The 24,620-nt window shown below is 53.6% G+C and carries 22 protein-coding genes and 1 riboswitch; of the genes, 16 read left to right on the top strand and 6 right to left on the bottom strand.

The genetic code is table 11. The features are described from left to right. Window positions 1-27: 27 nt before the first annotated feature. On the top strand, window positions 28-951 hold the full coding sequence (locus ABD920_RS05450; protein WP_345157361.1) for a universal stress protein: 924 nt from the start codon (window positions 28-30) through the stop codon (window positions 949-951). 88 nt (window positions 952-1,039) lie between these two features. Here the strand turns inward: ABD920_RS05450 and nhaA are convergent, their stop codons facing one another. From nhaA to ABD920_RS05430, 4 genes are all read right to left on the bottom strand, one after another. After that, window positions 1,040-2,383: a Na+/H+ antiporter NhaA gene (gene nhaA / locus ABD920_RS05445; RefSeq protein ID WP_345157360.1), complete on the bottom strand. Its 1,344-nt coding sequence runs from the start codon at window positions 2,381-2,383 to the stop codon at window positions 1,040-1,042. A gap of 248 nt (window positions 2,384-2,631) precedes the next feature. After that, window positions 2,632-3,705, bottom strand: a complete 1,074-nt coding sequence (locus ABD920_RS05440) for an alanine racemase (RefSeq protein ID WP_345157358.1) — start codon at window positions 3,703-3,705, stop codon at window positions 2,632-2,634. 3 nt (window positions 3,706-3,708) lie between these two features. Next, a complete protein-coding gene (locus ABD920_RS05435) occupies window positions 3,709-4,161 on the bottom strand; it encodes a GNAT family N-acetyltransferase (protein WP_345157357.1) in 453 nt (150 codons plus the stop codon). Then, entirely contained in the window at window positions 4,101-5,843 is a 1,743-nt protein-coding gene (locus ABD920_RS05430) for a sodium:solute symporter family protein (protein WP_345157355.1), read from the bottom strand. The genes ABD920_RS05435 and ABD920_RS05430 overlap by 61 nt, the downstream gene beginning before the upstream one ends. Window positions 5,844-6,191: 348 nt before the next feature. Then, a riboswitch (Fluoride riboswitch) is annotated at window positions 6,192-6,264 on the top strand. Between the two features lie 45 nt (window positions 6,265-6,309). Here ABD920_RS05430 and ABD920_RS05425 point away from each other — a divergent pair. Next, window positions 6,310-7,647: a voltage-gated chloride channel family protein gene (locus tag ABD920_RS05425; protein WP_345157354.1), complete on the top strand. Its 1,338-nt coding sequence runs from the start codon at window positions 6,310-6,312 to the stop codon at window positions 7,645-7,647. Between the two features lie 156 nt (window positions 7,648-7,803). Further along, window positions 7,804-9,060 (top strand): aspartyl protease family protein, encoded by a 1,257-nt coding sequence (locus tag ABD920_RS05420; protein ID WP_345157353.1) that lies wholly within the window; start codon window positions 7,804-7,806, stop codon window positions 9,058-9,060. A 79-nt stretch (window positions 9,061-9,139) separates the two neighbouring features. On the opposite strand, the gene ABD920_RS05415 is transcribed toward ABD920_RS05420, so the two are convergent. Beyond that, on the bottom strand, window positions 9,140-9,430 hold the full coding sequence (locus ABD920_RS05415) for a hypothetical protein (RefSeq protein WP_345157351.1): 291 nt from the start codon (window positions 9,428-9,430) through the stop codon (window positions 9,140-9,142). Between the two features lie 585 nt (window positions 9,431-10,015). On the opposite strand from ABD920_RS05415, the gene ABD920_RS05410 reads away from it, so the two are divergent. The 9 genes from ABD920_RS05410 to argH all read left to right on the top strand — a co-directional run bounded on the left by ABD920_RS05410 (window position 10,016) and on the right by argH (window position 19,459). Then, entirely contained in the window at window positions 10,016-10,696 is a 681-nt protein-coding gene (locus ABD920_RS05410; RefSeq protein ID WP_345157350.1) for a GNAT family N-acetyltransferase, read from the top strand. A gap of 29 nt (window positions 10,697-10,725) precedes the next feature. Then, window positions 10,726-11,931: an argininosuccinate synthase gene (locus tag ABD920_RS05405; protein ID WP_345157349.1), complete on the top strand. Its 1,206-nt coding sequence runs from the start codon at window positions 10,726-10,728 to the stop codon at window positions 11,929-11,931. Then, window positions 11,916-12,923 (top strand): N-acetyl-gamma-glutamyl-phosphate reductase, encoded by a 1,008-nt coding sequence (gene argC, locus ABD920_RS05400; RefSeq protein WP_345157348.1) that lies wholly within the window; start codon window positions 11,916-11,918, stop codon window positions 12,921-12,923. The genes ABD920_RS05405 and argC overlap by 16 nt, the downstream gene beginning before the upstream one ends. Before the next feature lie 110 nt (window positions 12,924-13,033). After that, window positions 13,034-14,188: an aspartate aminotransferase family protein gene (locus tag ABD920_RS05395; RefSeq protein WP_345157346.1), complete on the top strand. Its 1,155-nt coding sequence runs from the start codon at window positions 13,034-13,036 to the stop codon at window positions 14,186-14,188. After that, complete coding sequence (locus tag ABD920_RS05390; RefSeq protein WP_345157345.1) at window positions 14,188-15,141, top strand: Rossmann-fold NAD(P)-binding domain-containing protein; 954 nt, start codon at window positions 14,188-14,190, stop codon at window positions 15,139-15,141. The genes ABD920_RS05395 and ABD920_RS05390 overlap by 1 nt, the downstream gene beginning before the upstream one ends. A 61-nt stretch (window positions 15,142-15,202) precedes the next feature. After that, window positions 15,203-15,997, top strand: coding sequence for an acetylglutamate kinase (gene argB, locus ABD920_RS05385; RefSeq protein WP_345157344.1), 795 nt, complete (start codon window positions 15,203-15,205; stop codon window positions 15,995-15,997). Window positions 15,998-16,073: 76 nt separating this feature from the next. Next, on the top strand, window positions 16,074-16,895 hold the full coding sequence (gene proC / locus ABD920_RS05380; protein ID WP_345157342.1) for a pyrroline-5-carboxylate reductase: 822 nt from the start codon (window positions 16,074-16,076) through the stop codon (window positions 16,893-16,895). Window positions 16,896-16,904: 9 nt separating this feature from the next. Next, window positions 16,905-17,966, top strand: coding sequence for a M20 family metallo-hydrolase (locus ABD920_RS05375; RefSeq protein ID WP_345157341.1), 1,062 nt, complete (start codon window positions 16,905-16,907; stop codon window positions 17,964-17,966). 161 nt (window positions 17,967-18,127) lie between these two features. Further along, window positions 18,128-19,459: an argininosuccinate lyase gene (argH, locus tag ABD920_RS05370; protein WP_345157339.1), complete on the top strand. Its 1,332-nt coding sequence runs from the start codon at window positions 18,128-18,130 to the stop codon at window positions 19,457-19,459. Here argH and ABD920_RS05365 read toward each other — a convergent pair. Next, window positions 19,456-20,142 carry an MCP four helix bundle domain-containing protein gene (locus tag ABD920_RS05365; RefSeq protein ID WP_345157338.1) on the bottom strand — a complete coding sequence of 229 codons (687 nt, stop codon included), beginning with the start codon at window positions 20,140-20,142 and terminating at the stop codon, window positions 19,456-19,458. The genes argH and ABD920_RS05365 overlap by 4 nt on opposite strands. Before the next feature lie 189 nt (window positions 20,143-20,331). Here ABD920_RS05365 and ABD920_RS05360 point away from each other — a divergent pair, with 189 nt between their 5' ends. From ABD920_RS05360 to ABD920_RS05345, 4 genes are read left to right on the top strand one after another with little or no spacing between them, the layout of a single operon-like run. After that, window positions 20,332-21,057 (top strand): C39 family peptidase, encoded by a 726-nt coding sequence (locus ABD920_RS05360; protein ID WP_345157336.1) that lies wholly within the window; start codon window positions 20,332-20,334, stop codon window positions 21,055-21,057. 3 nt (window positions 21,058-21,060) lie between these two features. Further along, on the top strand, window positions 21,061-22,533 hold the full coding sequence (locus ABD920_RS05355; protein ID WP_345157335.1) for a RimK family protein: 1,473 nt from the start codon (window positions 21,061-21,063) through the stop codon (window positions 22,531-22,533). Further along, the gene (locus tag ABD920_RS05350) at window positions 22,526-23,782 is read left to right on the top strand and encodes a carboxylate-amine ligase (RefSeq protein WP_345157334.1); all 1,257 of its coding nucleotides are present in this window, start codon (window positions 22,526-22,528) and stop codon (window positions 23,780-23,782) included. Before ABD920_RS05355 ends, ABD920_RS05350 begins: the two co-directional genes overlap by 8 nt. Further along, window positions 23,776-24,501 carry an N-formylglutamate amidohydrolase gene (locus ABD920_RS05345; protein ID WP_345157332.1) on the top strand — a complete coding sequence of 242 codons (726 nt, stop codon included), beginning with the start codon at window positions 23,776-23,778 and terminating at the stop codon, window positions 24,499-24,501. Before ABD920_RS05350 ends, ABD920_RS05345 begins: the two co-directional genes overlap by 7 nt. Window positions 24,502-24,620 lie beyond the last annotated feature (119 nt).

The following is a 24,620-nucleotide window of genomic DNA, read 5'->3' as shown; positions in this document are numbered from 1 at the left end:
CTTCATGAACCTTAAAAAAATCGAACAATGAAAACGCTAAACCGACTACTGGTAGGCCTTGACCTTAGCCCGGTAGATGACACCCTGATTGCATACACAGCCTACATTTGCGCCGAGCTACAGGTGGCGCAGGTGAGTTTCATCCATATCGAGAAAAGCCTCGATGTGCCTTCTGAGCTCCTGCACAACCTGCAGAAGGAGAATGTTTCCTCCGAAGCGAATATTAGGGAAATGCTTTCCGCTAAAATAAAAACGGCATTTGCCGCATTGCCGCAGGTAGAAACCGAGGTAATGATAGAGGCGGGAAGCCCTCTGAAGCAACTACTGCATTGGGCGAAAGAAAAACAGGTGGACCTTATTCTGGTTGGTCGTAAACTTCGCCTGCATGGCAGCGGCGTGCTGGCGCAGAAGCTACTGCGCACCGGCCGGAACAGTGTCTTGTTTGTTCCGGAGGCGTTTGAACCCAGGCTGCGACAGGTGGTGGTAAGCGTAGACTTCTCTAAATACAGCGAGATGGCCCTCGACCGCGTTCTGCACTCTGCCCTGGCAAAGCCTGATGTGCAGGTGGCTTGCCTGCATGTATACCAGGTCCCGACAGGGTATATCACGCTCGGGATGAGCTATGAGGAGTTCGACAGGCGCATGCAGGGCTTTGCGTATAAGAAGTACGACAATCTTCTGGAGCGCTTCCCGGAACTGCAGGACAGGGCTGAGTTTATATTGGTGCGGCAGGAGGAGCAGGATGATGTAGGGGCCCTGGTTGTATTAGAAGCGAAACGCCTTCATGCCGATCTGCTGGTAATAGGGGCGAAGGGCCTCACAGCCGCGGCTTTGTTCGTGCTCGGCAGCGTGACGGAGAAAGTGCTGCGAAAGGATATGGATATTCCGCTTTTGGTATTCAAGGACAAGAACGAAGAGAAACTGGGCTTTTTAGACGCTATACTGGCATAAGGGGCTTGCTGCCGTTTATCCGTCTTGCGCGATATAAAACAAGGAAGGGGCAATAGCCACTTCAATTTGTTCTGAAACTCAGTAAAAATCATTCAGAATCTTCAACTTGGCGGGAGGAGGCAAACCGGAGCAGCAGGTAAGCTGCTGCCCCGGCCGTAACAGAGGTTAACAGGATGGCCAGTTTTGCCTGCGCCAGGAAGGGGGATGCCGCGAAGGCCAAATTCCCTATAAAAATTGACATTGTAAACCCTATGCCACCTAGAAGCCCTGCCCCGATCAACTGGGGCCAGTTAAAGGAGTCAGGCTTTGACACCAGCCCGGTGAAGGCGGCAAACGAGGTAAAAAGCAGAATGCCCACCGGCTTTCCGATGATCAGGCCCAGTATGATTCCCCACGACATTGCGTTAAAGAACCCCGTGGTCAGGTTTGCATCGATGTAGATGCCAGCGTTGGCCAGCGCAAACACGGGCATAATGAAATAAGCGACCCAGGGGTGAAGTGAGTGCTCCAGCCGGTGCAGCGGAGACAAAGCCTCCTCGCAGTTATTCTCCAGCGTGTGCACCGCAGCCTGAAAATTCTCCTCCTCCGGTTGCTCATCATCCTCGCCTGTCCGGGTATAATGAAAGGCCTGGAGTTCCCCCAAAATAGTGTCGGTGGTGGATATAAAATCTTCATCCGTTATTTTGGATCGGATCGGAATGGTGGTGGCCAGCAGGATGCCGGCCACGGTAGCGTGCACACCGGATTTCAGGAACGCGAACCACATGATCACTCCGAGAAATACATAGATCCAAATGTTGTTTACACGAACCGCGCTAAGAACTAATAGTATCCCGAACACCAGCATGGCGACCCAAAGCATGAGGTAATCCACTTGCGCGGTATAAAATAAGGCGATAACCAACACCGCACCTATATCATCCACGATGGCGAAAGCCACCAGAAAGAGCTTGAGCGACAGAGGCACCCTGTTCCCCAGCAGCGTCAGAATACCCAGGGCAAAGGCGATATCAGTCGCCATGGGTATGCCCCAGCCACTCAGACCCGCTGTGTTGTAGTTGAAAGCAGCATATATACCGGCCGGCACTAACATACCGCCCAATGCCGCCACCACGGGGAATGCAGCTGTCCTGAACGAGGCGAGCTCCCCCATCAGCATCTCACGTTTTATCTCCAGGCCCACCACAAAAAAGAATATGGCCATCAGGCCGTCGTTTATCCAGAGGATGGTGGCTTTGGTAAGGCCGTACTCGCCGAAGGCAATGGTAAGTGGGGTGTTCCAGACGGCGTCGTACGTCTCGGACCAGGGGGAGTTGGCCCAGGCAATAGCCGCCAGGGTGACCAGCATTAAAAGAATGCCGCTGAATGCTTCTGCTTTGATAAACTCCTGCAGAGGATAGAGAATGCGTTTTACCAACTGAAGCTTCGGCATGTACAGGCTTGGAATAATAGATTAGGAAATCGGTTCTACTAATATTCCATTAAGAGACGTGACTTTTGCTTAAATGTTATTTATATGTTCAAAGTCAGCTGATTAGTGGTTGCGTGCGAAATCAATTCCTGCGCAGCCTCCAGTCACAGATTCAAGCGAAATGTAAAGATTGGCTCAGCAGTAAACGGAAGCGCGATGAAAGGACAAGTGTTCTGGTATTAATTAGATAAAGCCTTTAAGTGCAGCGCTTATACCACTACCTCTTTGTTTATATAGCGCGAATTGAGCAGGCTGAGTGCCCCCATATACCGGAGCTTGAAGCACAGCGTATCACCTAACCTGTAGTTTTCATTGTTTTCGCCGAGCTCTACTACCAGCATGTCTGAGCTTGCCCCGATCACGCTCAGTTGTCCCTCTTTCGGGATGAGAAACTTCGGATTGATATCCAGCAAGCCGACATCCAATATGGCGCGGTGCGAGGTCTTGCCATAAAGGTTCGCATCAATTTCGTAGCTGTCGCCGCTTGGGTTCTCGGCCAGCATGCCATGCGGCACCATCGGTTTTTCGGTGAGCTCGATAATCTCGGTCTCCAGCTCAAACACATCGTCGTGCATGCCTTCGAATGTCTCGCCTGTGAAGAGGTTAAGGCCAAAGAACAAGGCCTCCCCAATACGAAAGTGGTTGATGCCCCGGGGCAACTGGTGGCTGAATAGCAAGGGGATGGTAACGGAAGTCCCGCCTGAAACCCAGGGGATCTTCTTGCTGAAGGTCGCCTCGATCAACTGCTTGTAAAGGCTTAGCTGCACCAGTTTGTCTTTCGTGGGCATGACGCCGTGCAGGCAGTTAAAGTTGGCTCCTAAACCGATCACGGCTATTCCGGGCAATTCAAAGATGTGTTCATAGAAAGAAACCAGGTCATCGCCCATCACACCCTCGCGCAGGTCACCCATCTCAATCATGATGATGATTTTATGCGTCTTGCCCTGCCGCACCGCCTCCTCCGACAGCATCCGTATCGTGTCCAATTCTGTCTCGAAGCTGACGTCCGCGTATTGCACGATGTCGGGTATGCTCTTCTTCGGAGAGGGTTTGATATAGACAGTCTGCACGTCGGGCGCTATTTTCTTGATCGCCTTCAGGTTGGTGACGCGGGAGTCGTGTATCTCCCTTACACCAAGCGCGAGCACCTCCCGTAGCAGCAGCTCGTTTCCACAAAGGAGCTTCGTTACTACCCCCCAGTCTATCTGATGCTGCTGAAAGACCTTGTTAAGGTGATGATAGTTATGATTTAATTTTTCGCGGTATAGCTTTAGAACAGCCATTTTTTATCTTAGTAAGCGGTACTCCAGGTATTTATTTGTGAATCCCATTTTCTCATACAGGCGCCTGGCGGGGTTCTGAGGCTCTACGTGCAGGGCAATGCTCCCAGTGGTGTTGTCAGCGGCCAGCTGCACCAGCCTCTTTCCGACGCCCTTGCCGCGCTGGCTGCTGTGCACCGCCACATATACCAGTATATGCTCTGGTATAAAACCGCTCATGCCGGTATTGTTCAGGATGAGGGCACCCACCACCTTGCCGCCTTCCCGGGCCACCAGCACGGCGCCTCCCTTGCCCTCCGCCTCTGAGAGCGCATAGTCCATGCAGCTGGCAATATCCTCCCGCTCGTCTCCGTACTCGTCGAGGTGGTGGAAGAGGAAATCAATCACTTCGTCTCTGTCTAAACCTTGTGGGTTAGCGGGTGTGTAGATGCTGTAGGAGACATTGTTGCTTTCTTCCATGGTTTTTCTTCTTTCTTATCCGGGTATATATACGTTAACGTGATGTAAAGGAGGAGCGAGGCGGTGAGGCCATATAGGTTCGGATCCAGGGGGAGCGGCAGACGGAAGGTGAGCTGCAGCCACGGGATATGAATAATGCTGTGTGCAGAAAGGGTTTGCTCCACCACCTCCTGTAGCTCAGCCATCCCTAGGTTTGTCCAGTTGCCGCTCATATCCGCCGGAAAGTAAGGCTGCAGGAAGCCGGAAAGTTCCTGCAGGTCGGCACCGGCTACCGGGGCGGAGACGCTATATACCTGCAGCACCACTGTAACCGCGCCTCCCGCCAGCATAGCCCAGAAAGCCGCCACGCTGCTGCGCCGCTTCCAGAAAAGAGCCCCTATGATCGGCACAAACAAACCAGACACCATAAAGGCATAAGAGTAGAGCATCATGTCCAGCACATTGGTCATGGTGGTGGCGAGCCAGAGCGCAAAGGCACCCACCGCCAGGGTCACCAGCTGCGAGAGCCGCAGCGTTGACGGCGCCTCCGGGTCCACGCGTCGGAAGTGGCTGATCACGTCAGACACAATGTTGCCCGAGGAAGCCATCAGGCAGCTATCAGCGGTAGAGAGAATGGCGGAGAAGTAGGAGGAGAGCATCAGCCCCATCAGCCCTACCGGCAGCACCGTGCGCAGCAGCATCGGAAGCCCGGTCTCCGGGTCCACCACCGCGCCGGCACCCAATGCGTCAAACATTCCCTGCTCCGCCGCCACGCGCGCCAGAATGCCCAGGCTCACGCCCATAAAAGCCATAACGGGCCACTCAAACAGCCCGGCGATATACCAGGCCTTCTTTGCAGTCTTCTCATCGCGGCAGGCGTAAATGCGCTGATACAGCGTCATGCCCACAAACCAGATGGGGATGATGGTGATCGCCCAGTTCACCAGCTGCCGCCAGGTCACGTTCGTCAGACTCAGGAAACCGGGAGGCAGGGTCGTGCGGATAGCGGACATACTCCTGCCGCTCTGCTCCGAAAGCCAGGAGATGTCAAGGAGGTTGGCGAAGCTGAGCTGCTCTATACCGCCCCCCACGGCCAGGAATGAAACCGGCACGCCAATAAAAACGAGCCCAATCATCAGGATAGCCCATTGCACGGTATCGGTGTAGATGACGGCTTTCATGCCGCCCATGACGGTATATACCACGGCAATCACCCCCATGATCAGCAACGCCGTGTTCAGGTCGAGACTGACGAAGGTGCCACTGGCGAGTTTGGCGCCCGCCAGGATCTGCGAGCTGGTGAACCCGGTATAACCGATGGCGGAGATAATGCCCGCCAGCAGCGCCACCCGGGCATTAAAATAGTACCCGAAGATCTGCGGGAAAGTCAGGAATTTAGCAAAGGCAGGATTATTCTTCACTTTTGGGATCAGGAACACGGCTGCGAGCCAGGCACCCAGCAGGCCGGTGAAGAGCATCCAGGAGCCGGAAAGGCCCATCGTAAAGCCCAGCCCCCCTAAGCCAATGGAGAAGCCGCCGCCAACATCGGTCGCCACCACCGACAGCCCGATATGCCCGCTCCCCATCCTGCGTCCGCCCACATAATAGTCATCTGCCCCTTCGTTCTTTCTCAGGAAGTAAAACCCGATACCCAGCATTGCCAACATGTACAGTACGAAAATGAGAAGGTCAATATAATGCATTGATGAGAATAGTATAATTTAGCTGTGGCAGAGCTGCTTTCGCTCAACTCAAAGATACTTAATTATGCTTTTAAATTTGGCTTTTTGCAACCTATGCCCACTGAAAGCACCTATTTACTGAATTACACGCCATAGTTTTAGTGCAAATACTACTTTATATTGTTTGAGGATGTTGGGGCGCAGGCATTTTGTGCCGCTCGATTTTTATTCGCACAATCCAATTGAAGAAATGCTCTTCTTAAACCCGCTGCTGCCCCTGGGTATATGCGCATTTGTGGAGGGAGCATTCTTAAAACCAACTGATGCAACAAGCACATCTTTTGGTATATGTTTGACATTTTCTATATTTATACACTGGGTGATGGGGTAACACCCCGAACCGCCGGCGCCCGCCGCAACGGCTGATGACTCCTGCAAATGGGCAAGCATTGCTATGCCTTTGTTGTATATTTGCCGGCAGCAGCATATGAAAAAGCAGTATACCCCCCAAAAAAGCATATATAAAAAACTCTTAAGCAAGGCACTCTCTGCCGGTGAGCAGGCAACGGCCTTCCTCTACCTGCTGAAGTGGCTGGTGATCTGTGTCTTGGTGGGGGTGTCGGCTGGCAGCGCCTCGGCGTTCTTCCTGGTTGCCCTTGATTGGGTGACGGGTTACCGTGAGGCGCATAAAGTAATCATATGGCTGCTGCCGCTTGGTGGCCTGGCCATTGGCATGTTATACCATTATTATGGCAAGAGCGCCGCGAAAGGCAACAACCTGCTGCTGGAGGAGATCCAGCAACCGCGGCAGGTGCTTCCTTTCCGCATGGCGCCGCTGGTGCTGCTGGGCACGCTGGCCACGCATTTGTTCGGCGGCTCAGCCGGGCGGGAGGGCACGGCCGTGCAAATGGGCGGCACCCTCGCCGATCAGTTCACGTACCTTTTCCGGCTCCGTCCCCGCGACCGTAAGGTGCTGATCATCGCCGGGATAAGCGCCGGGTTTGCCTCCCTTTTCGGCACGCCGCTGGCCGGCGCTGTTTTCGGTTTGGAGGTTTTTATCCTGGGCAGGCTACGCTACGAGGCGCTCCTGCCAAGTTTCCTGGCTGCCGTTATTGCTGACTATACCTGCCTGGCCTGGGGCGTTGGCCATACCCATTACGCCATTCCTTTTGTTCCGGAGGTCACCATTTCCGGTATTGGGTATACCTTACTGCTGGGGGCGGTTTTTGGGCTAACGGGCATGATATTCGCCAAGTCCACGCATTTTTTCTCGGCTCAGTTCAAGCAACGCATCGCTTATGCTCCTTTCCGCCCCCTGCTCGGCGGGGCAGTGGTAGCGGTAGTGGTATGGGGCATGGGCACAACAAAATACATCGGCCTGGGCATACCGACTATTCAGGAGTCGTTTGAGCAGGTGCAGCCGTGGTATGCTGCCTTCGTGAAATTGCTGCTGACGGCCTTCACGCTGGGGGCAGGTTTTAAAGGAGGGGAGGTGACGCCGCTTTTTTTCACTGGGGCCACGCTGGGCAGCGCGCTGTCGCTGGTGGTACCGCTGCCTATTGCCCTGCTGGCCGGTATGGGCTTTGTGGCAGTTTTTTCCGGGGCTACGAATACCCCCCTCACGTGCACCATCATGGCCATTGAGCTTTTCGGGGCAGAGAGCAGTGTATATATGGCCCTGGTCTGCGTAACGGCATACCTCTTCTCCGGGCATTCCGGCATATACGGCTCTCAGGTTATAGGTAGCCCAAAGTTTCTTTTCTTCGGTCGGGAAAAAGGCAAAAACCTCACAGATGTAGCGGCAGCCCGAAAAAAGAGAAGATAACACCCTCTATATGAGCGGGTACTCACTCTCTCTGAAAAAATCCATCTTATTATCGGAATCATAAATAATAACAGCTTGTTATATAGTTGTTTATGTCTGCTATTGCGTATGTTTATAAAATGAGCTGACTATCTATCACCCTTTTACTTTCAGGGTATGAAACGAGCCGGATTCCTGATACTGATTTTACTGTCCCTGTTTATGCTGCAGCCTGTGGCACAGGCCCAGGAATTGCCTGCGTACGACAGAGACACGGTCTTTTTTACCACCAACCGCAAAAGCGTAAAAATCCCTTTCAAGCTCGTTCACAACCTCATCGTCATCCCTGTCAGGATCAACAGTTCGCAGCCACTCAACTTCATTTTAGATTCCGGGGTAAAAAGCACGCTGATCACCCGCCTGTATTTTGCCGACTCACTGGACCTGAGGGATGTGAACAAGATCAGCATCCGGGGCTTGGGAGAAGGCCATTCCATCGAAGCGTATCAATCGAAGGGCAACGACCTGCATTTGCCCGGCATCAGCGGGGTGAATAACGAGGTGTTCGTGCTGATGGAGGATGTCTTTAACCTTTCCACGCGCATGGGAATGCCGGTGCATGGGATTATTGGTTACAACATCTTCAAAAATTTTATTGTCAAGATCAACTACAGCAACAGTGTCATCACCCTCTACAGGCCTGATCAAAAAATTAAAAAGCGCCGCAGGGCAGAGGAGTATCCTTTGTATATAGAGGGCACAAAGCCCTATGTATATGGTAAGATACGGCAGCACAACGGCGACACGGTGAGGGTAAAGCTTGTAGTAGACACCGGTGCCAGCAACAGCATCTCCCTTTACCTGCCCTCCGATGAGCGTCTTTTATTACCCCAGAAAGTGATGAAGGCATATCTGGGCAGAGGACTCAGCGGCGACATTAACGGTCAGATCGGGCGCTTGGAGGCATTCTCACTTGGCAAGTACGAGTTGCAGGACCTGACGGCCTCTTACCCGGACGAGTCGTCCATTAAACTGGCGCTGAACGTGGGCGACCGCAACGGCAACCTCGGTTCTGATATTCTTTCGCGCTTCACGGTGATATTTGATTACCCGCACAACCGCCTCATCATGATACCCAACAAACGCTTCAAAGAGCCTTTTAGCTACAACATGGCAGGTTTTGAAGTGACCACGCCTTTGCCCGGCACAAATTTTTACATTGTTTCGAATGTAATAGAGGATTCGCCGGCGAAACTTGTGGGGCTGGAGCCCGGCGACCAGTTACTGCATGTGAATGGCCGGAACTGCAGCGATATTATGCTGCCTGAGCTGCTGCGACTCCTGGAAAGCAAACCCGGACGCAAACTGCGCATTCGCCTGCGCCGGGAAGCAGAGATAGTAGATGTGGACCTGGTGTTGCAAAGCAGGATATGATCTCTGTCCGGCATGACCGGCGGGAATGTTAGCATTATAAAGCGCTGCGCCGCAATATGAAGTTAGCGTTTGTTTTACTTTAAGTGGATGAGCTGGTTTTCTGAAAGTCGAGGTACACCTGCAGCGCAAGCAGGAGCACTGCCAGCACAATCAGCGATATGGCCACGTAGTACCTCACCGGGGGGACAGGCTTGAGGTAAGTGTTTCCCTTTTCGTCCGTTCCAGTAAACTTCAGATCAGACAAAATGAGGCCATTGCCAAAGCTCAGCCAAACCGCCGCGGTGAGCGGCTGGCGCATGAGCAGCAAAGAGACCATCCCAATCGCTGAGAAAAGCAAACCCGCCATTACCCTCCATGAAAATATTTTCATATATCCGAAACGATGCTTCTGCTGCTGGTGTTATGCCTGTGTTGAGACCCGCAAGGTAGGGCTTTTGCCGCAGAATCAGAATGAGAAGGAATCATTAGGGTGCCATATAAAGTTGTAACGGTATCAGGCTCAGCGATATTTATTTAAAAGAGGATGTGAACACTTAAAATTTTTGCACATTTTTAGCGACATCTCTTGTAAATAAAAAAAATAATGTGAAACATTTGTACTGTTCATATAGGTATAACAACCATACCTTTTTATTAACAACTTACTAAAGCAATGCAAAAAAAGGCGCGTTTATCATCAAACATGATAAAACACACTTCCCTCCGGAAGCGTGCGACTTTTTCTATCCTTCCCGTGGGGGTAGTTTTTAGGATCAACTCATCTGTAGTCCGCTACAGGCCCTAGGCCGGCGTACTCTTTGACTGCCTATGCGGTAGTCATACTTCAACCAATCTTCCTGTATAGCTTAAACTCACTCACACAAAGATGCTTTGTGCGTGTTTGCTACATCATTTTTTTACTTAATGTTTTATTGCACTGTGCGCGAGCACAGCAGGGATATATATTTTTAAATAAATGAATCAATCCGAATTCATTGTTACCGTTGCCAGCGAGCAACACATCATCCACTCACAGCAGATCTGCACCGAGATGGAAGAGTCGGCGAAGGCCAGAGGGACTGGCATCGCCAAAAGATCCCCTGACTACATCGCGCAGAAGATGCTGGAGGGCAAAGCTGTAATTGCCCTGCACGCCGATGGCCGGTGGGCAGGCTTCTGCTACATCGAAACGTGGGGACACGGCAAGTACGTGGCCAACTCCGGCCTGATCGTGTCGCCGGACCTGCGCAAGAGCGGGCTGGCCCGGCAGATCAAAAATAAGATATTCGAACTCTCACGCACCAAATACCCGGACGCCAAAATATTTGGATTGACGACGGCCCTGGCCGTGATGCGCATTAACTCCAGCATCGGCTACAAGCCAGTTACCTATTCAGAACTGACAGACGACGAGGAGTTCTGGAAGGGCTGTCGCAGTTGCGTGAATTTTGAGATCTTGCAGAGCAAAAACAGAAGCAACTGCCTCTGTACCGCCATGCTCTATGATCCTGCCAAGGAGGAGGGCTATGTGCCGTTGCCGGTTGTGGAGAAGCAGCCGCAGCCCAAAGTGAACAGCGTGCAGGAGCGTTGGACGCGCCACCGCCAGCGTCAGAACCAAACTTCCGAAAATCAAAACTCTAACATGTCAGCCGCCTGAGCGGCCTGATATCAGTAAAAGAAATAAACATGAAAAAAGTAGTTTTAGCCTTTAGCGGCGGATTAGACACCTCGTACTGCGCCATTTACCTTGCCCAGGAACTGGGGCTGGAAGTATACACCGCAATTGTAGACACGGGTGGTTTTTCGGAGGAGGAACTGCAGGATGTAGAGCGCCGGGCCTACGCCATGGGAGCAAAAAAGCACACGCACCTGAACGAGACTGAGAATTTCTACAACAGCTGCATCCGCTACCTGGTATATGGCAATGTGCTGAAAAACAACGTGTACCCGCTTTCCGTGAGTGCCGAGCGCGTGACGCAGGCCCTTGCCATCGCTAACTACGCCAAATCGATTGGGGCTGATTATGTGGCCCACGGCAGCACCGGTGCCGGAAACGACCAGGTGCGGTTTGATATGATTTTCCAGGCCATTATACCGGAAGTGGAGATCATCACGCCCATCCGGGATAAAAAGCTGTCGCGGGAGGAGGAAATTTTTTACCTGCAGGAGCACGGCGTGGAAATGGACTTCAAAAAAGCGCAGTACTCTATCAACAAAGGCATATGGGGCACATCGGTCGGCGGAAAGGAAACATTAACCTCCAACCTGCCTTTGCCGGAGTCAGCCTACCCGACCCAGCTGAGCAAGCAGCAGTCGGAGCGTGTCACGCTGCAGTTCGAGAAAGGAGAACTGGTGGGTGTGAACGAGCAGGTGTTTGAGCATCCGGTTCTGGCAATCCAGTACCTGCAGGAACTTGCCGCACCTTTTGCGATCGGCCGCGATATCCACGTGGGCGATACCATTATCGGGATCAAAGGGCGCGTGGGCTTTGAGGCGGCCGCGCCGATGGTCATCATCAAAGCGCACCATACGCTGGAGAAGCACGTGCTCACGAAATGGCAGCTGTACTGGAAAGACCAGTTGTCGGTGTGGTATGGCAACTGGCTCCACGAAGGCCAGTTACTCGACCCGACGATGCGCGACATCGAGGCTTTCCTGCAAAGCACGCAGCAGAACGTAACGGGTAAAGTGTTTGTGCTCCTGGCGCCTTACCGCTTCCAGGTGGAGGGCATCGAAAGCGTGCACGACCTGATGAGCAACAAGTTCGGCACCTATGGGGAGATGAACCGTGCCTGGACCTCGGACGACGTGAAAGGGTTTGCGAAGATCTTCGGCAACCAGACCAAAATGTACCACAGCATAAACAGCGACTCGGCATGGGCAGCGAAGTAAAGGTGAAGGCGGGCATAGTAGGCGGCGCAGGGTATACGGGCGGTGAGATGCTGCGCCTGCTCCTGCACCACCCCAACGTCGACATCGCTTTTGTCCAGAGCAGCAGCCAAGCCGGGAAGCCGGTGCACGAAGTGCACAGAGACCTGCTGGGAGACACGGAGCTGAAGTTTACAGAGGCATTGCTGCCGGATGTGGACGTGCTTTTCCTCTGTGTGGGCCACGGCGATGCCAAACGCTTCGTGGATGCCAATGCCATACCCGCGCATATAAAAGTTATTGACCTGAGCCAGGATTTCCGCTGGAACGAGGGCACAAAGGAGGCAGCCGTAACGGATGCCGGCCGCACGTTTATATATGGCTTGCCGGAACTGCAGCGTGAGGCGATACAACAGGCGCAGAATATCGCTAACCCGGGTTGCTTTGCCACGGCCATGCAACTGGCGCTGCTCCCGCTGGCCGCTGAAGGCCTGCTGACGGAGGAGGTGCACGTGAGCGGCATTACCGGCAGCACCGGCGCGGGCCAGAGCCTGAGCCCCACCTCGCACTACAGCTGGCGTAGCGGCAACATTTCCAATTACAAAGTGCTCAACCACCAGCACCTGCGCGAGCTGGGGCGTACCCTGCAGAGCTTACAGGGAACGGAAGTGCCCGCCATAAATTTCGTACCTTACCGAGGGCCGTTTACCCGTGGCATCCTGTGCACGTCGTATATGCGTAGCGGGCTCAGCCAAAGCGAGGGGATAGATTTATATAGCGCCTACTACGCAACGCACCCGTTTGTGTCGATCAGCAGCAGTACGCCGGACCTCAAACAGGTGGTGAACACCAACAAATGCCTCTTATATATAGAGAAGCAGGGCGAGCATCTGATTATTACCAGCATGATTGACAACCTGGTGAAAGGTGCCTCGGGGCAGGCGGTGCAGAACATGAACCTGCTTTTTGGGCTCGATGAAAAAGCGGGTCTTAACCTGAAGGCATCGGCCTTTTAAGGCTACAGGCCTTTTTATATATACCATCAGCAACACTCTTTAACGAAACCGATCATGTACGTGAAGTACTTCATCTACTGTTTAACTTCTTACATCTAAAACTTAGCGAAATGAATCTCTTCGACGTTTATCCGCTTTTTGATATAGCGCCTGTCAAGGCGCAGGGCGCCTACCTCTGGGACGAGAACGGACGGCGCTACCTCGACCTGTACGGCGGGCACGCTGTAATCTCCATCGGGCACAGCCATCCGCACTACCTCAAGCGCATCGCGCGCCAGTTGTACGACATCGGCTTTTACTCAAACTCGGTGCAGATGCCACTGCAGCAGGAACTGGCAGACAAACTGGGCAGGTTGAGTGGCTACGACAAATATGAGCTATTCCTGTGTAATTCGGGTGCCGAGGCAAACGAGAATGCCCTGAAGCTGGCCTCATTCCATACGGGGCGCAAAAAAGTGATCGCTTTCAAGGGCGCCTTCCATGGCCGCACCTCCGCTGCCGTCGCCGTCACCGACAACCCCGCCATACAGGCGCCCATCAACGAAACGGATAACGTCATATTCCTTCCACTAAATGACACTGAGGCTTTTAAAGAAGCTGTGCAGGCACATGGTTCCGGGCTTGCTGCCGTTATCATAGAGGGCATGCAGGGCGTCGGCGGCGTACACGTGCCGGAGGAGGCTTTTCTACAGGAAATTGCGGCTGGCTGCAAAACGGTTGGCGCCCTCCTGATCCTGGATGAAGTGCAGACGGGCTATGGCCGAACAGGAAAGTTTTTCGCGCATCAGCATGCGGGGATTCAGCCTGACCTGATCACGGTGGCCAAGGGCATGGGCAACGGCTTCCCGATAGGCGGCGTGCTGATCAACCCGTCGATTGAGGCGAAGCACGGGCTGCTGGGCACGACCTTTGGTGGAAATTACCTGGCTTGCGTGGCTGCACTCGCGGTGCTGGAAGTGCTGGAGGATGAAAAACTGATGGAGAACGCAGCGCATATCGGCAACAGGCTGATGCAGGAGCTGCGGCAGCTGCCGGGCGTGCGCGACGTACGGGGCGCAGGCCTGATGATCGGGGTGGAGTTAGAGGAGCCATGCGGCCCCATACGCAAGCAACTGCTGACGGAATACGGTATTTTCACCGGTTCCTCCTCCGATAAAAACACGCTGCGCCTATTACCGCCCCTGTGCATCGGCGCCCGCGAAGCAGACACCTTTCTGTCTGCGTTTGAGTCTATCCTTCATACCATCGCCATACAAACGAACTAATGAAAAAATTTACCGCTGTGCAGGATGTAGCCAACCTAGAGGATCTGGTAAACGAGGCACTGCACCTGAAACAGAATCCGTACGAATACAAGCACCTGGGAGAGAACAAAACCCTTGGCCTGCTTTTTCTCAACCCAAGCCTGCGCACGCGCATGAGCACCCAGATAGCAGCCGTGAACCTGGGTATGAACGTGATGGTGATGAACATGGATAAAGAAGGCTGGGCGCTCGAGACGCAGGACGGCGCCGTGATGAACGGCAGCACGGTAGAGCATATAAAAGAAGCGGCAGCCGTGATGGGACGTTACTGCGACATCATCGGCATCCGCTCTTTCCCGAAACTTCAGAACCGCGAGGAGGATTACAGCGAAGACCTGCTCCGTAAGTTCATCGCCTACTGCAAGGTGCCGGTGGTAAGCCTGGAGTCTGCGACGCGGCACCCGCTCCAGAGCTTCGCTGACCTGCTGACGATCACAGAAAACACCCCTGCGGGAAAACGGCCAAAGGTGGTGCTGACATGGGCTCCGCACGTGAAAGCGCTGCCGCAGTGCGTGGCCAACTCTTTTGCCGAGTGGATGGGAAAAGCGGAGGTGGATTTCGTGATCACGCATCCGGAGGGATATGAACTGGCGGACGAATTCACGGGGAATGCCCGGATAACCACTAACCAGCAGGAGGCGCTCCACGACGCCGACTTTATATATGTCAAAAACTGGTCGAGCTACACAGATTACGGCAAGGTGCTGACAGAGGGCGAGGGCTGGATGCTGACGAATGAGAAGCTGCAGTCCACTAACAACGGCAAGGTGATGCACTGCCTGCCGGTGCGCCGCAATGTGGAGTTGAGCGACGAGGTGCTGGACGGACCGAACTCGCTGGTGCTGGAGCAGGCTAACAACCGTACGTACGCCGCACAGGCAGTGCTGAAGCGCCTGCTGGAAAATTTAAGATAATTTAACAGCTTTACAGCGTCTTAGACACCTGTAAAAGTCTTTTCAAGCGAAGCAATTCCTTATGCAAGAGCTGAATATCATTAAGATAGGGGGCAATATACTGGACAACCCCACGCAACTGCACCGCTTTCTGAGCGACTTCGCCTCGGTGAGTGGCGCCAAGATCCTGGTGCACGGTGGCGGTAAAATCGCCTCTTCCATCGGGCAGCGGCTGGGCATAACACCAAAAATGGTGGAGGGGCGTCGTATCACCGATGCTGAGACGCTGGAGCTGGTGACAATGGTTTACGGCGGGCTTATCAACAAGCAGGTCGTGGCGCAGTTACAGGCGCTGGGGTGCAATGCCATTGGCATGACAGGTGCTGATGGCAATGCCATATATGCCCAGAAGCGGCCGGTGCGGGAAGTGGATTATGGCTATGCAGGAGACGTGGCAGGGTCAAAGAATATCAATGCGGCCACCATACAGGGTTTGCTTTCGCTTGACCTTACGCCTGTTTTCGCACCCTTAACGCACGACGGAGACGGCAGCATGCTGAACACGAATGCGGACACCATTGCCTCCGTCCTGGCCACTGCACTGGCGCCGCATTACGAGGTAAAGCTGTTCTACTGCTTTGAGAAAATGGGCGTTCTGCAGGATGCAGAAGACGACAATTCTGTTATTCCGGAGATCAACAAAACCTTATATAAGGAGCTGAAGGACACAGGGGTGGTATCGCTGGGCATGATCCCGAAACTGGATAATGCCTTTGCCGCGCTCGAGCAGGGCGTGCGGGCGGTACAGATAGGAGATGCCGCCGCCGTTAGCCGGATGGCAGCAGGAGGGAAGGCTGGAACGCTGATTACCTTATAGCTTATATATAGCTTGTTACATTGTTTAAGCCTTTGCTCCTGCATCTGGCGGGAAATTTTTAAACGCACCAACCAATATGAGTTCAGAAAAGAAAAAAGTAGCCATCCTTGGCGGCGGCAACATGGGCACGGCACTGGCCAAGGGCATGGTTGCTTCCGGGAAATACATACCTGCCGATATCACCCTTACCCGCCGAAATCTCCGGTACCTGGAAAGCATGGAAAAGGAAGGTTTTCAGGTAACCACCGACAATGCCGAAGCGGTTGCGGGTGCAGACATCATCATCCTGAGTATCCTGCCGCAGCAGCTGGACAATGTGCTGGACACCATCGCGCCCAGCATTGACCCCGCGCGTCACCTGTTTGTTTCCATCGTGACAGGGGTGATGGTAGAGGACATTGTGCAGCGTGTCGGACAGGAGGTGCAGGTAATCCGGGCCATGCCCAACACCGCCATCGCCATCCGGGAGTCGATGACCTGCATTGCGGGCAGCAAGGCATCGGAGGAGAACCGGGCGTTGGTGCAGGAGATTTTTGAGGCGGTAGGCGAAACGGTAGAGATAGAGGAAGAGCTGATGACTTCGGCCACGGCACTCTGTGCCTGCGGGATAGCTTTTTTCCTGCGTTCCATCCGGGCGGCCACACAGGGCGGCACCGAAATAGGTTTTCATGCGGCGGATGCGTTGCGGATGGCGGCACAAACGGCCAAAGGCGCCGCCTCGCTGCTGCTTTACTTTCAGAGCCACCCGGAGAACGAAATCGACAAAGTGACTTCTCCGAAAGGGTGCACCATTGCCGGCCTGAATGAAATGGAGCACCATGGCTTCAGCTCTGCCATGATCAAAGGCATCAAAACATCTTCCCTTAAGGCGGAGCAGCTTTACCACAAAGAGAAATAACTAAGGAGCATGAAGGACCGGAAACTTTACGAGGAAGCCGTAGAGCTGCTGAAATCATTGATTGAAACCCCTTCCTTCAGCAAAGAAGAAGATAAGACAGGCGATCTGATCGCGCAGTTCCTTGCAAAGCACAACGTGGAAGCGCACCGCTCGCTGAATAATGTGTGGGCTTTTAACAGACATTACAATGCAGCCAAGCCAACCCTGCTGCTCAACTCGCACCACGACACCGTAAAGCCAAACCCGGGCTGGACGCGCGATCCGTTTGCGGCCACTCTGGAAGACGGCAAGCTGTTTGGCCTGGGCAGCAATGATGCCGGGGGATGCCTGGTTTCATTAATTGTTACGTTTCTTTATTTTTATGAGCGGGAGGATCTGGCCTATAACCTTCTTCTGGCGGCGACGGCGGAAGAGGAGATTTCAGGCAGAAACGGCATTGAGTATATACTGCCGCAACTGGGGCATCTGGAGGCCGCCATTGTGGGCGAGCCGACCGAAATGCACCTGGCCGTGGCGGAGAAGGGGCTACTGGTGCTGGATTGCGTGGCGAAGGGAAAAGCAGGACACGCAGCACGGGAAGAAGGCCTGAATGCCATCTATGAGGCGCTGCCTGATATAGAATGGTTCAGGAACTTCCGCTTTCCCGAGGAGTCGGAGCACCTGGGACCAGTTAAGATGAGCGTGACAATGGTGCAGGCAGGCACGCAGCACAATGTGGTGCCGGATAACTGCCGGTTTACCGTGGATGTGCGCCTCACCGACAAATACAGCATGGAGCAGGTACTGGAGGTAATAAGGCAGCACGTTAAAGCAGAGGTCAAACCACGCTCCATGCGCCTGAAACCATCGTCTATCCCCATGGAACACCCGCTGGTGCAGTCAGGCTTGAGACTGGGCCGCCAATCATACGGCTCTCCCACTACCTCCGACCAGGCTTTGCTGCCTGTTCCGTCCCTGAAGATGGGACCGGGTTTCTCAGGCCGCTCCCATATGGCAGATGAGTATATATACCTGTATGAAATAGAGGAAGGCATCAACTTATATATAAAATTACTGGAGCAGGTGATGTGATTTTCAATTGCTGATTGCTTAATGGTTACTTTGCTGTATTATCAAATTGTTTTTTGGCCATAGCCATATATCGCAGTCATATATAAGCATCAGTAGCCTTCGCACATCCTCACATTATCACATTTTCAAATCTTAAAATTTCCACATCTTCAAATCTATATATGAAACTCTGGCAGAAAACTTCCGGCACGGCCGCTGAAATAGAAACGTTTACGGTGGGCAAGGATGCGGAGCTGGATCTGCAGCTGGCCCCTTTCGATGTACTAGGCTCGCTGGCGCACACGCGCATGCTGGAGCGCATCGGCTTGCTGACGCCAGAGGAACTGGAGGTGTTGCAGCAGCATCTGAAACTTATATATAAAGACATCGAGGCAGGAGCTTTTGCCATCGAGGCGGGTGTGGAGGATATCCATTCGCAGGTGGAGCTGGAACTTACGCGTCGCGTGGGGGACGCGGGCAAGAAGATCCACAGTGGCCGCTCCCGCAACGACCAGGTGCTGCTCGACCTGAAACTGTTCTTCCGCCACCAGTTGCAAACCACAGTGGAAGGCGTGAAAGGCATGTTCGATATGCTGCAACAGCAAAGCGAACGGTATAAAGATGTATTGTTGCCAGGCTACACGCACCTGCAGGTAGCGATGCCCTCATCGTTCGGCCTGTGGTTCGGCGCTTACGCCGAAAGCCTCGTGGACGACATGCACCTGCTGCACGCCGCCTATAAAATAGCCGACAAAAACCCGCTGGGCTCCGCAGCCGGATATGGTTCCTCCTTCCCGCTCAACCGGCAGATGACGACAGACCTGCTGGGCTTTGAATCCATGAACTACAATGTGGTCTATGCACAGATGGGCCGCGGCAAATCCGAGCGGGTAGTGGCGACGGCCATTGCCTCGGTGGCTGCCACGGTAGCCAGGATGGCCATGGACCTGTGCCTGTACATGAACCAGAACTTCGGCTTTATTACGCTTCCTGACAACCTCACCACCGGCTCCAGCATCATGCCGCACAAAAAAAACCCGGACGTGTTTGAGTTGCTGCGCGGCCGGTGCAACAAGCTGCAGGCACTGCCAAACGAGATTTCCATGCTGCTCATCAACCTGCCCTCCGGCTACCACCGCGACCTACAGCTGCTAAAGGAAAACCTGTTCCCGGCCCTGGAGGATATCCAGCGTTGCCTGGAGATGATGACCTATATGCTGGCGCAGGTACAGGTGCGTGAAAATATACTGGATGACGAAAAGTACCAGTACCTGTTCAGTGTGGATGCGGTGAATGCGCTAGTGCTGCAGGGAATGCCTTTCCGGGACGCTTACAAGGTTGTGGGCGCTCAGATCGAGGAAGGGACCTTCTCCCCGGCAGCGGAAGTCGCGCACACGCACGAGGGCAGCATCGGCAACCTGTGCAATGATAAAATCGCGGAGCTGATGCAGCAGGCGCTGGCGCAGTTCAACTTCGAGCGGGTGAAAAGCGCCTACCAGGAGCTCCTGGCTTAATTCAGATGAAACTGCTGGGGCTTTATCCTGATTTTGTGGCGGTTAGTCTGCAACAGAACCCCTACCAGCAAAGCCAGTATCACCGCACAAGCGACCACCAGGGAGGCAAGCATTTTCAGGGAATGAAGCTGTCTTTCTGCGGAAGCATATAATTCGTGCCCCACATCCTGCTGCAGTTTGCTGAGCGCGTGCATGGGCATCAGCAGTTGGTTAAAAGCAGGCACTACCTCCGCTTCATATAAATCGGCGGCAGCTGATTTATTGTCCCCGCTGCTGAGTTCTATAAACCGCGCCTGCGCCGCAGTAAGCCGCTTCACCGCATGCTTGTATTGCTCCAAATCCTTTGTTTCCTGGTTTGTCAGGTAAGTCGCCTCGTATTTCGCGGATAAGGAGTCTATCTCCCGGATATGCTGCTGCAGGCTTTCCTCGATACGCTGCTCCTGCACAGGATCCTCTTCCTGCAGGTGCTCTTCCAGCAGCATCCTGTTCTGATAGTAGCGCTCCTGCATGGCGGCAATATCCAGGGCAGGCACCAGCCTGTCGTGGTACACCGATGCAAACTGGCTGCTCACCTGCGTCATGCTGCAACTTACCCACCAGTTTGCCACAATAATGATCACAAACACGGCGCACAGGGCAAGGGCTATTTTTTGCCTTTCCTTATCTTTTATGATCCTCTTCATATAAGTGCTCCTGCTTTTTCTTAATGAATTTAATCAATTTAATTCTCAATAGCCAGTGAATGTGCAAGAGATATGCCACATACACCCGGAACCTGCGCAACATTTATCTTGGAATAACAAAATAACAATTAGCATCGTGCGCGTATAAAGGGCACATTGCAGCACCTTGCATAACGAGCGCTAACAGACGTGATACCAATCAAGATCCACACGCAGCCAGACGACTCCACCTGCGGGCCCACCAGCCTGCATGCCGTATACCGATATTTCAAAGATCCGATCTCACTCAGCGAGGTGATTAAGGAGGTTCCTTACCTGGACGAAGGGGGGACACTGGAAGTGCTGCTGGCCTGCCATGCGCTTCGACGGGGCTACCGTGCCCGGATCTACACCTACAATCTCCATATCTTTGACCCGACCTGGTTCATCCTCAGTAACGAGGAAATCATCGAAAAACTGGAGCAGCAGATGGATGTCAAGAAAGGCAGCAAGCTTCACCGGGCCTCCAACGCGTACATCGATTTTCTGCAGCTCGGCGGCGAGCTTCGCTGCCGCGACCTGACCAAGACGATGCTGCGCGAGTATTTTGACCGCGATATCCCGCTGCTTACCGGACTCAGCGCCACCTACCTCTACCAGAGTGCCCGCGAAATGGTAGATGAACTGGACAAATCCATATACGATGATGTGCACGGTTTCCCGATGGGGCACTTCGTGGTGCTCTGCGGTTTCGCCGAAGACCAGCGAAGCGTTGTGGTCGCGGACCCTTACCGGGAGAATCCCTATTTCGGGGACAATTACTACGAGGTGAAAGCCTCCCACTTGATCAACTCCATCATGCTGGGCATGGCCACCTTCGATGCTAACCTGCTGGCCATACAACCTGCCATTCAAAAAGAAACTGAGCAAAAATAGAACATGCGAAAAATTGTTGTTGTCGATCATCCCAAAGATTGGGATGAGGCAACGGAAGGCACGGAAGTGGTAGACACGCAATCCTACCTCACAGACGCAGCTTACACCGATATAAAGAACGCGAGGGTGTTTAACCTCAGCCGGTCGTACCGTTACCAGAGCGCCGGCTATTATGTGTCGCTGCTGGCGGAGGCGCGTGGCCATAAAGCCATCCCGAGCGTCACGACCATGCAGGACCTTAAAAGCCCCACCATCGTGCGGGCGATAACGGTGGAGATCAATGACCTGATCCAGAAAAGCCTGGCCGGGCTTCGCTCCAACTCTTTCACCCTCAGCATCTATTTCGGGCACAATGTGGCCCTGAAGTACGAAAAGCTGTGCAAGCAGCTGCACGACCTTTTTCAGGCTCCTCTGCTGCGTGCGCAATTTGTGCTGAAGGAGGAGTGGGTGCTACAGAGCATCTCGCCAATTCCGGTTAATGAGGTGCCGGAAAGCCACCGGCCGGACCTGAAGCGCTTTGCCAAGACCTATTTTGCGCGCCACCGCTTTTCGGGTGCCCGCGTCACACGGAGGGTATATGATCTGGCGATCCTGGTGGACCCGCACGAGAAAGCGCCGCCATCCAATGAGAAAGCCATTCAGAATTTTGTGGACGCGGCCGAGTGCCAGGGCTTTTACACCGAACTGATCACCAAGGACGATTACCGCCGGCTGGCCGAGTTTGATGCCCTTTTTATCCGGGAGACGACGGCGGTAAACCATCATACTTACCGTTTTTCCCGCAAGGCGCATGCCGACGGGCTTGTCGTGATCGACGACCCTGTGTCCATTCTGCGTTGCACGAACAAAGTGTACCTTGCCGAGTTACTGCTAAAAGCCAAGGTGCCAGTGCCGAAAACCATGATCATCCACAAGGACAACCGGGAACGGGTGGAGGCGGAGCTTGGGCTGCCCTGCGTGCTCAAAAAACCGGACAGTTCTTTCTCGCAGGGCGTGGTGAAAGCGAAGGACGCGGAAAGCCTGAAAAAGGAACTGGACCTGTTGCTGGCGGATTCAGAGCTGATTATCGGGCAGGAGTATATACCCACAGATTTTGACTGGCGCATCGGAGTGCTGGACAAGCAGCCACTGTATGCCTGCAAGTATTTCATGGCAAAAGGGCACTGGCAGATCTATAACTGGAACGGCAAGAGAAAACAGGACGAGGAGGGCGACGGGGAGGTGGTGCCATTCGAGCAGGTCCCTTTTCATGTGTTGCATACGGCGCTAAAAGCCGCTAACTTGATCGGCGACGGCCTGTACGGGGTAGACCTGAAGGAGATCAACGGCAAAGCCTACGTGATTGAGGTAAACGACAACCCCAGCATAGATGCCGGTGTGGAGGACACCATCCTGAAAAAGGAGCTTTATGCCACTATCATCAAATCCATTAAACGACGAATAAACACCAACAAAAACATCCGCATCGATGAATGAGCACCACCAGCCGCTACACCTGTTCGAGGGCTTTGGCGTAGAGTTAGAATATATGATTGTGCAGCGTGATGACCTGCGGGTGCTCCCGATCACTGACATGCTCATATATGATGAGGTGGGCGCCTACCTGTCGGATGTGGAATTCGGGGATATAGCCTGGAGCAACGAACTGGTGCTGCACGTGGTGGAATTAAAAACAAATGGCCCCGCTGATACCCTGAAAGGGTTGGAAAGCAAATTTCAGTGGCATGTGCGGAAGATTAATGAGATGCTGCTGAAATACAACGGCATGCTGCTGCCGACCGGGGCGCATCCGCTGATGAACCCCTACACGGACACTAGGCTCTGGCCGCACGACTATAATACCGTGTATGAAGCCTATAACCGCATTTTCGACTGCCGCGGGCACGGCTGGGCCAACCTCCAGAGCACGCACCTGAACCTGCCGTTCGCGGATGATGCGGAATTTGGGAAACTGCACGCAGCCATCCGGGTGCTGCTGCCGCTCATCCCGGCCCTCAGTGCCTCTTCCCCCATACTGGACGGAAAAGTGACGGGGCTACAGGACACGCGGCTGGACGTATACCGCCATAACCAGGACAGGATTCCGGCGATAGCGGGCAAGATAATACCGGAAGCCGTGTTCACGAAAAAGGAATACGATGAGCAGATCTTCCAGCCTATATTTAAAGCCGTGGCCCCCTATGATACAGATGGAATACTGCAGGATGAATTCCTGAATTCCCGAGGCGCGATCGCACGCTTCAGCCGGAATGCCATTGAAATCCGCCTGCTCGACATCCAGGAGAGCCCTGCGGCGGATATAGCAGTGCTACGGGCGGTGGCGGGCGTGCTGCAGGTGCTGGTTGCGGAGCGCTGGGTTGCACTGCGGCACCTCAAGGAGTTTAAGGAGGACATGCTCGCCGGCATCCTGCTGGATGTGATTCGGGAAGGGCAGCAGGCGGTTGTTACAGACCCGGGCCTCCTGCATTGCTTTGGGCTTCGTGGGTCCGGGAGCAAGACGGTCGGGGAGATCTGGCAGCACCTGATACGGGAAACACCGGAACTGGAAGACGATCCTGCAGTAGCCTATATCCTCCACACCATTACCTCCCGTGGCAATTTAGCGAAACGTATACTGGAAGCAACCGGCGAAAACCCGGCTGAGCAGAAAATACAAGAAGTATACCGGCAACTGGCGGTTTGCCTGCAAAAAGGTGGTATCTTCCTACACGATAAACCATGTTAAGACTCTTACTAACCTGTGAACACGGTGGAAACAATGTTCCCGCCGCCTATAACCCTTTATTTGAAGAACACCAAGCTTTACTTGCCTCGCACGAAGGGTACGACATCGGGGCAAAAGACCTCTACCTGGAGTTGGAGGACCTGGCGCAGAAATCATTTTTAGCCGACACCACGCGCCTGCTGGTAGAACTGAACAGGTCTTTGCACCACAAGCAGCTGTTCTCGTCCATTACCAGGAAATTACCGGAACAGGAGAAGCAGCAGATCCTCAAGGAGCATTACAAACCGTACCGCGAACGGGTGGAAAGCCTCGTGCATGACTTTGTGATGGCCGGCAGGCAGGTGCTGCACATTGCGGTGCATACCTTTACGCCTGTGTTGCATGAAGAGGAGCGTATAGGTGATATCGGGCTGCTCTACGACCCCAGTCGTAGCTCCGAGCAAGCCTTCTGCCGTGCCTGGAAACAGCAATTGCATCAACTTGACCCTGATGTGCTCGTCAGGTATAATTATCCCTACCTGGGTATTTCAGACGGTTTTCCGACATACCTGCGCCGAAAGTTTAACGACCGCCAGTATATGGGCATTGAACTGGAGGTGAACCAGAAATTTCCTTTGGGGGATCCGCAGCAGTGGGCTCACTTAAAACAGCTTATAAAGCAAAGCCTGCAGCAAACCCTGCAGCCCTACCGTGACCGGGAAAAAGATAATCCTGCCTGAAAAAAAGTAAACAGGTAAATCTGATAACAAAAACAAGGCATAAGAAGTATTGTACAGAAGTGAAAGCGCCCTTATATAGTGGAGGAGAGATGTGTGGCAGGCAGTATAAGTGTTCTCAC

Source organism: Pontibacter saemangeumensis (assembly GCF_039541895.1).
Lineage (GTDB): Bacteria > Bacteroidota > Bacteroidia > Cytophagales > Hymenobacteraceae > Pontibacter > Pontibacter saemangeumensis.
The sequence above is the reverse complement of the archived record's forward strand: the minus strand, read 5'-3'. Positions and strand labels throughout refer to the sequence as shown.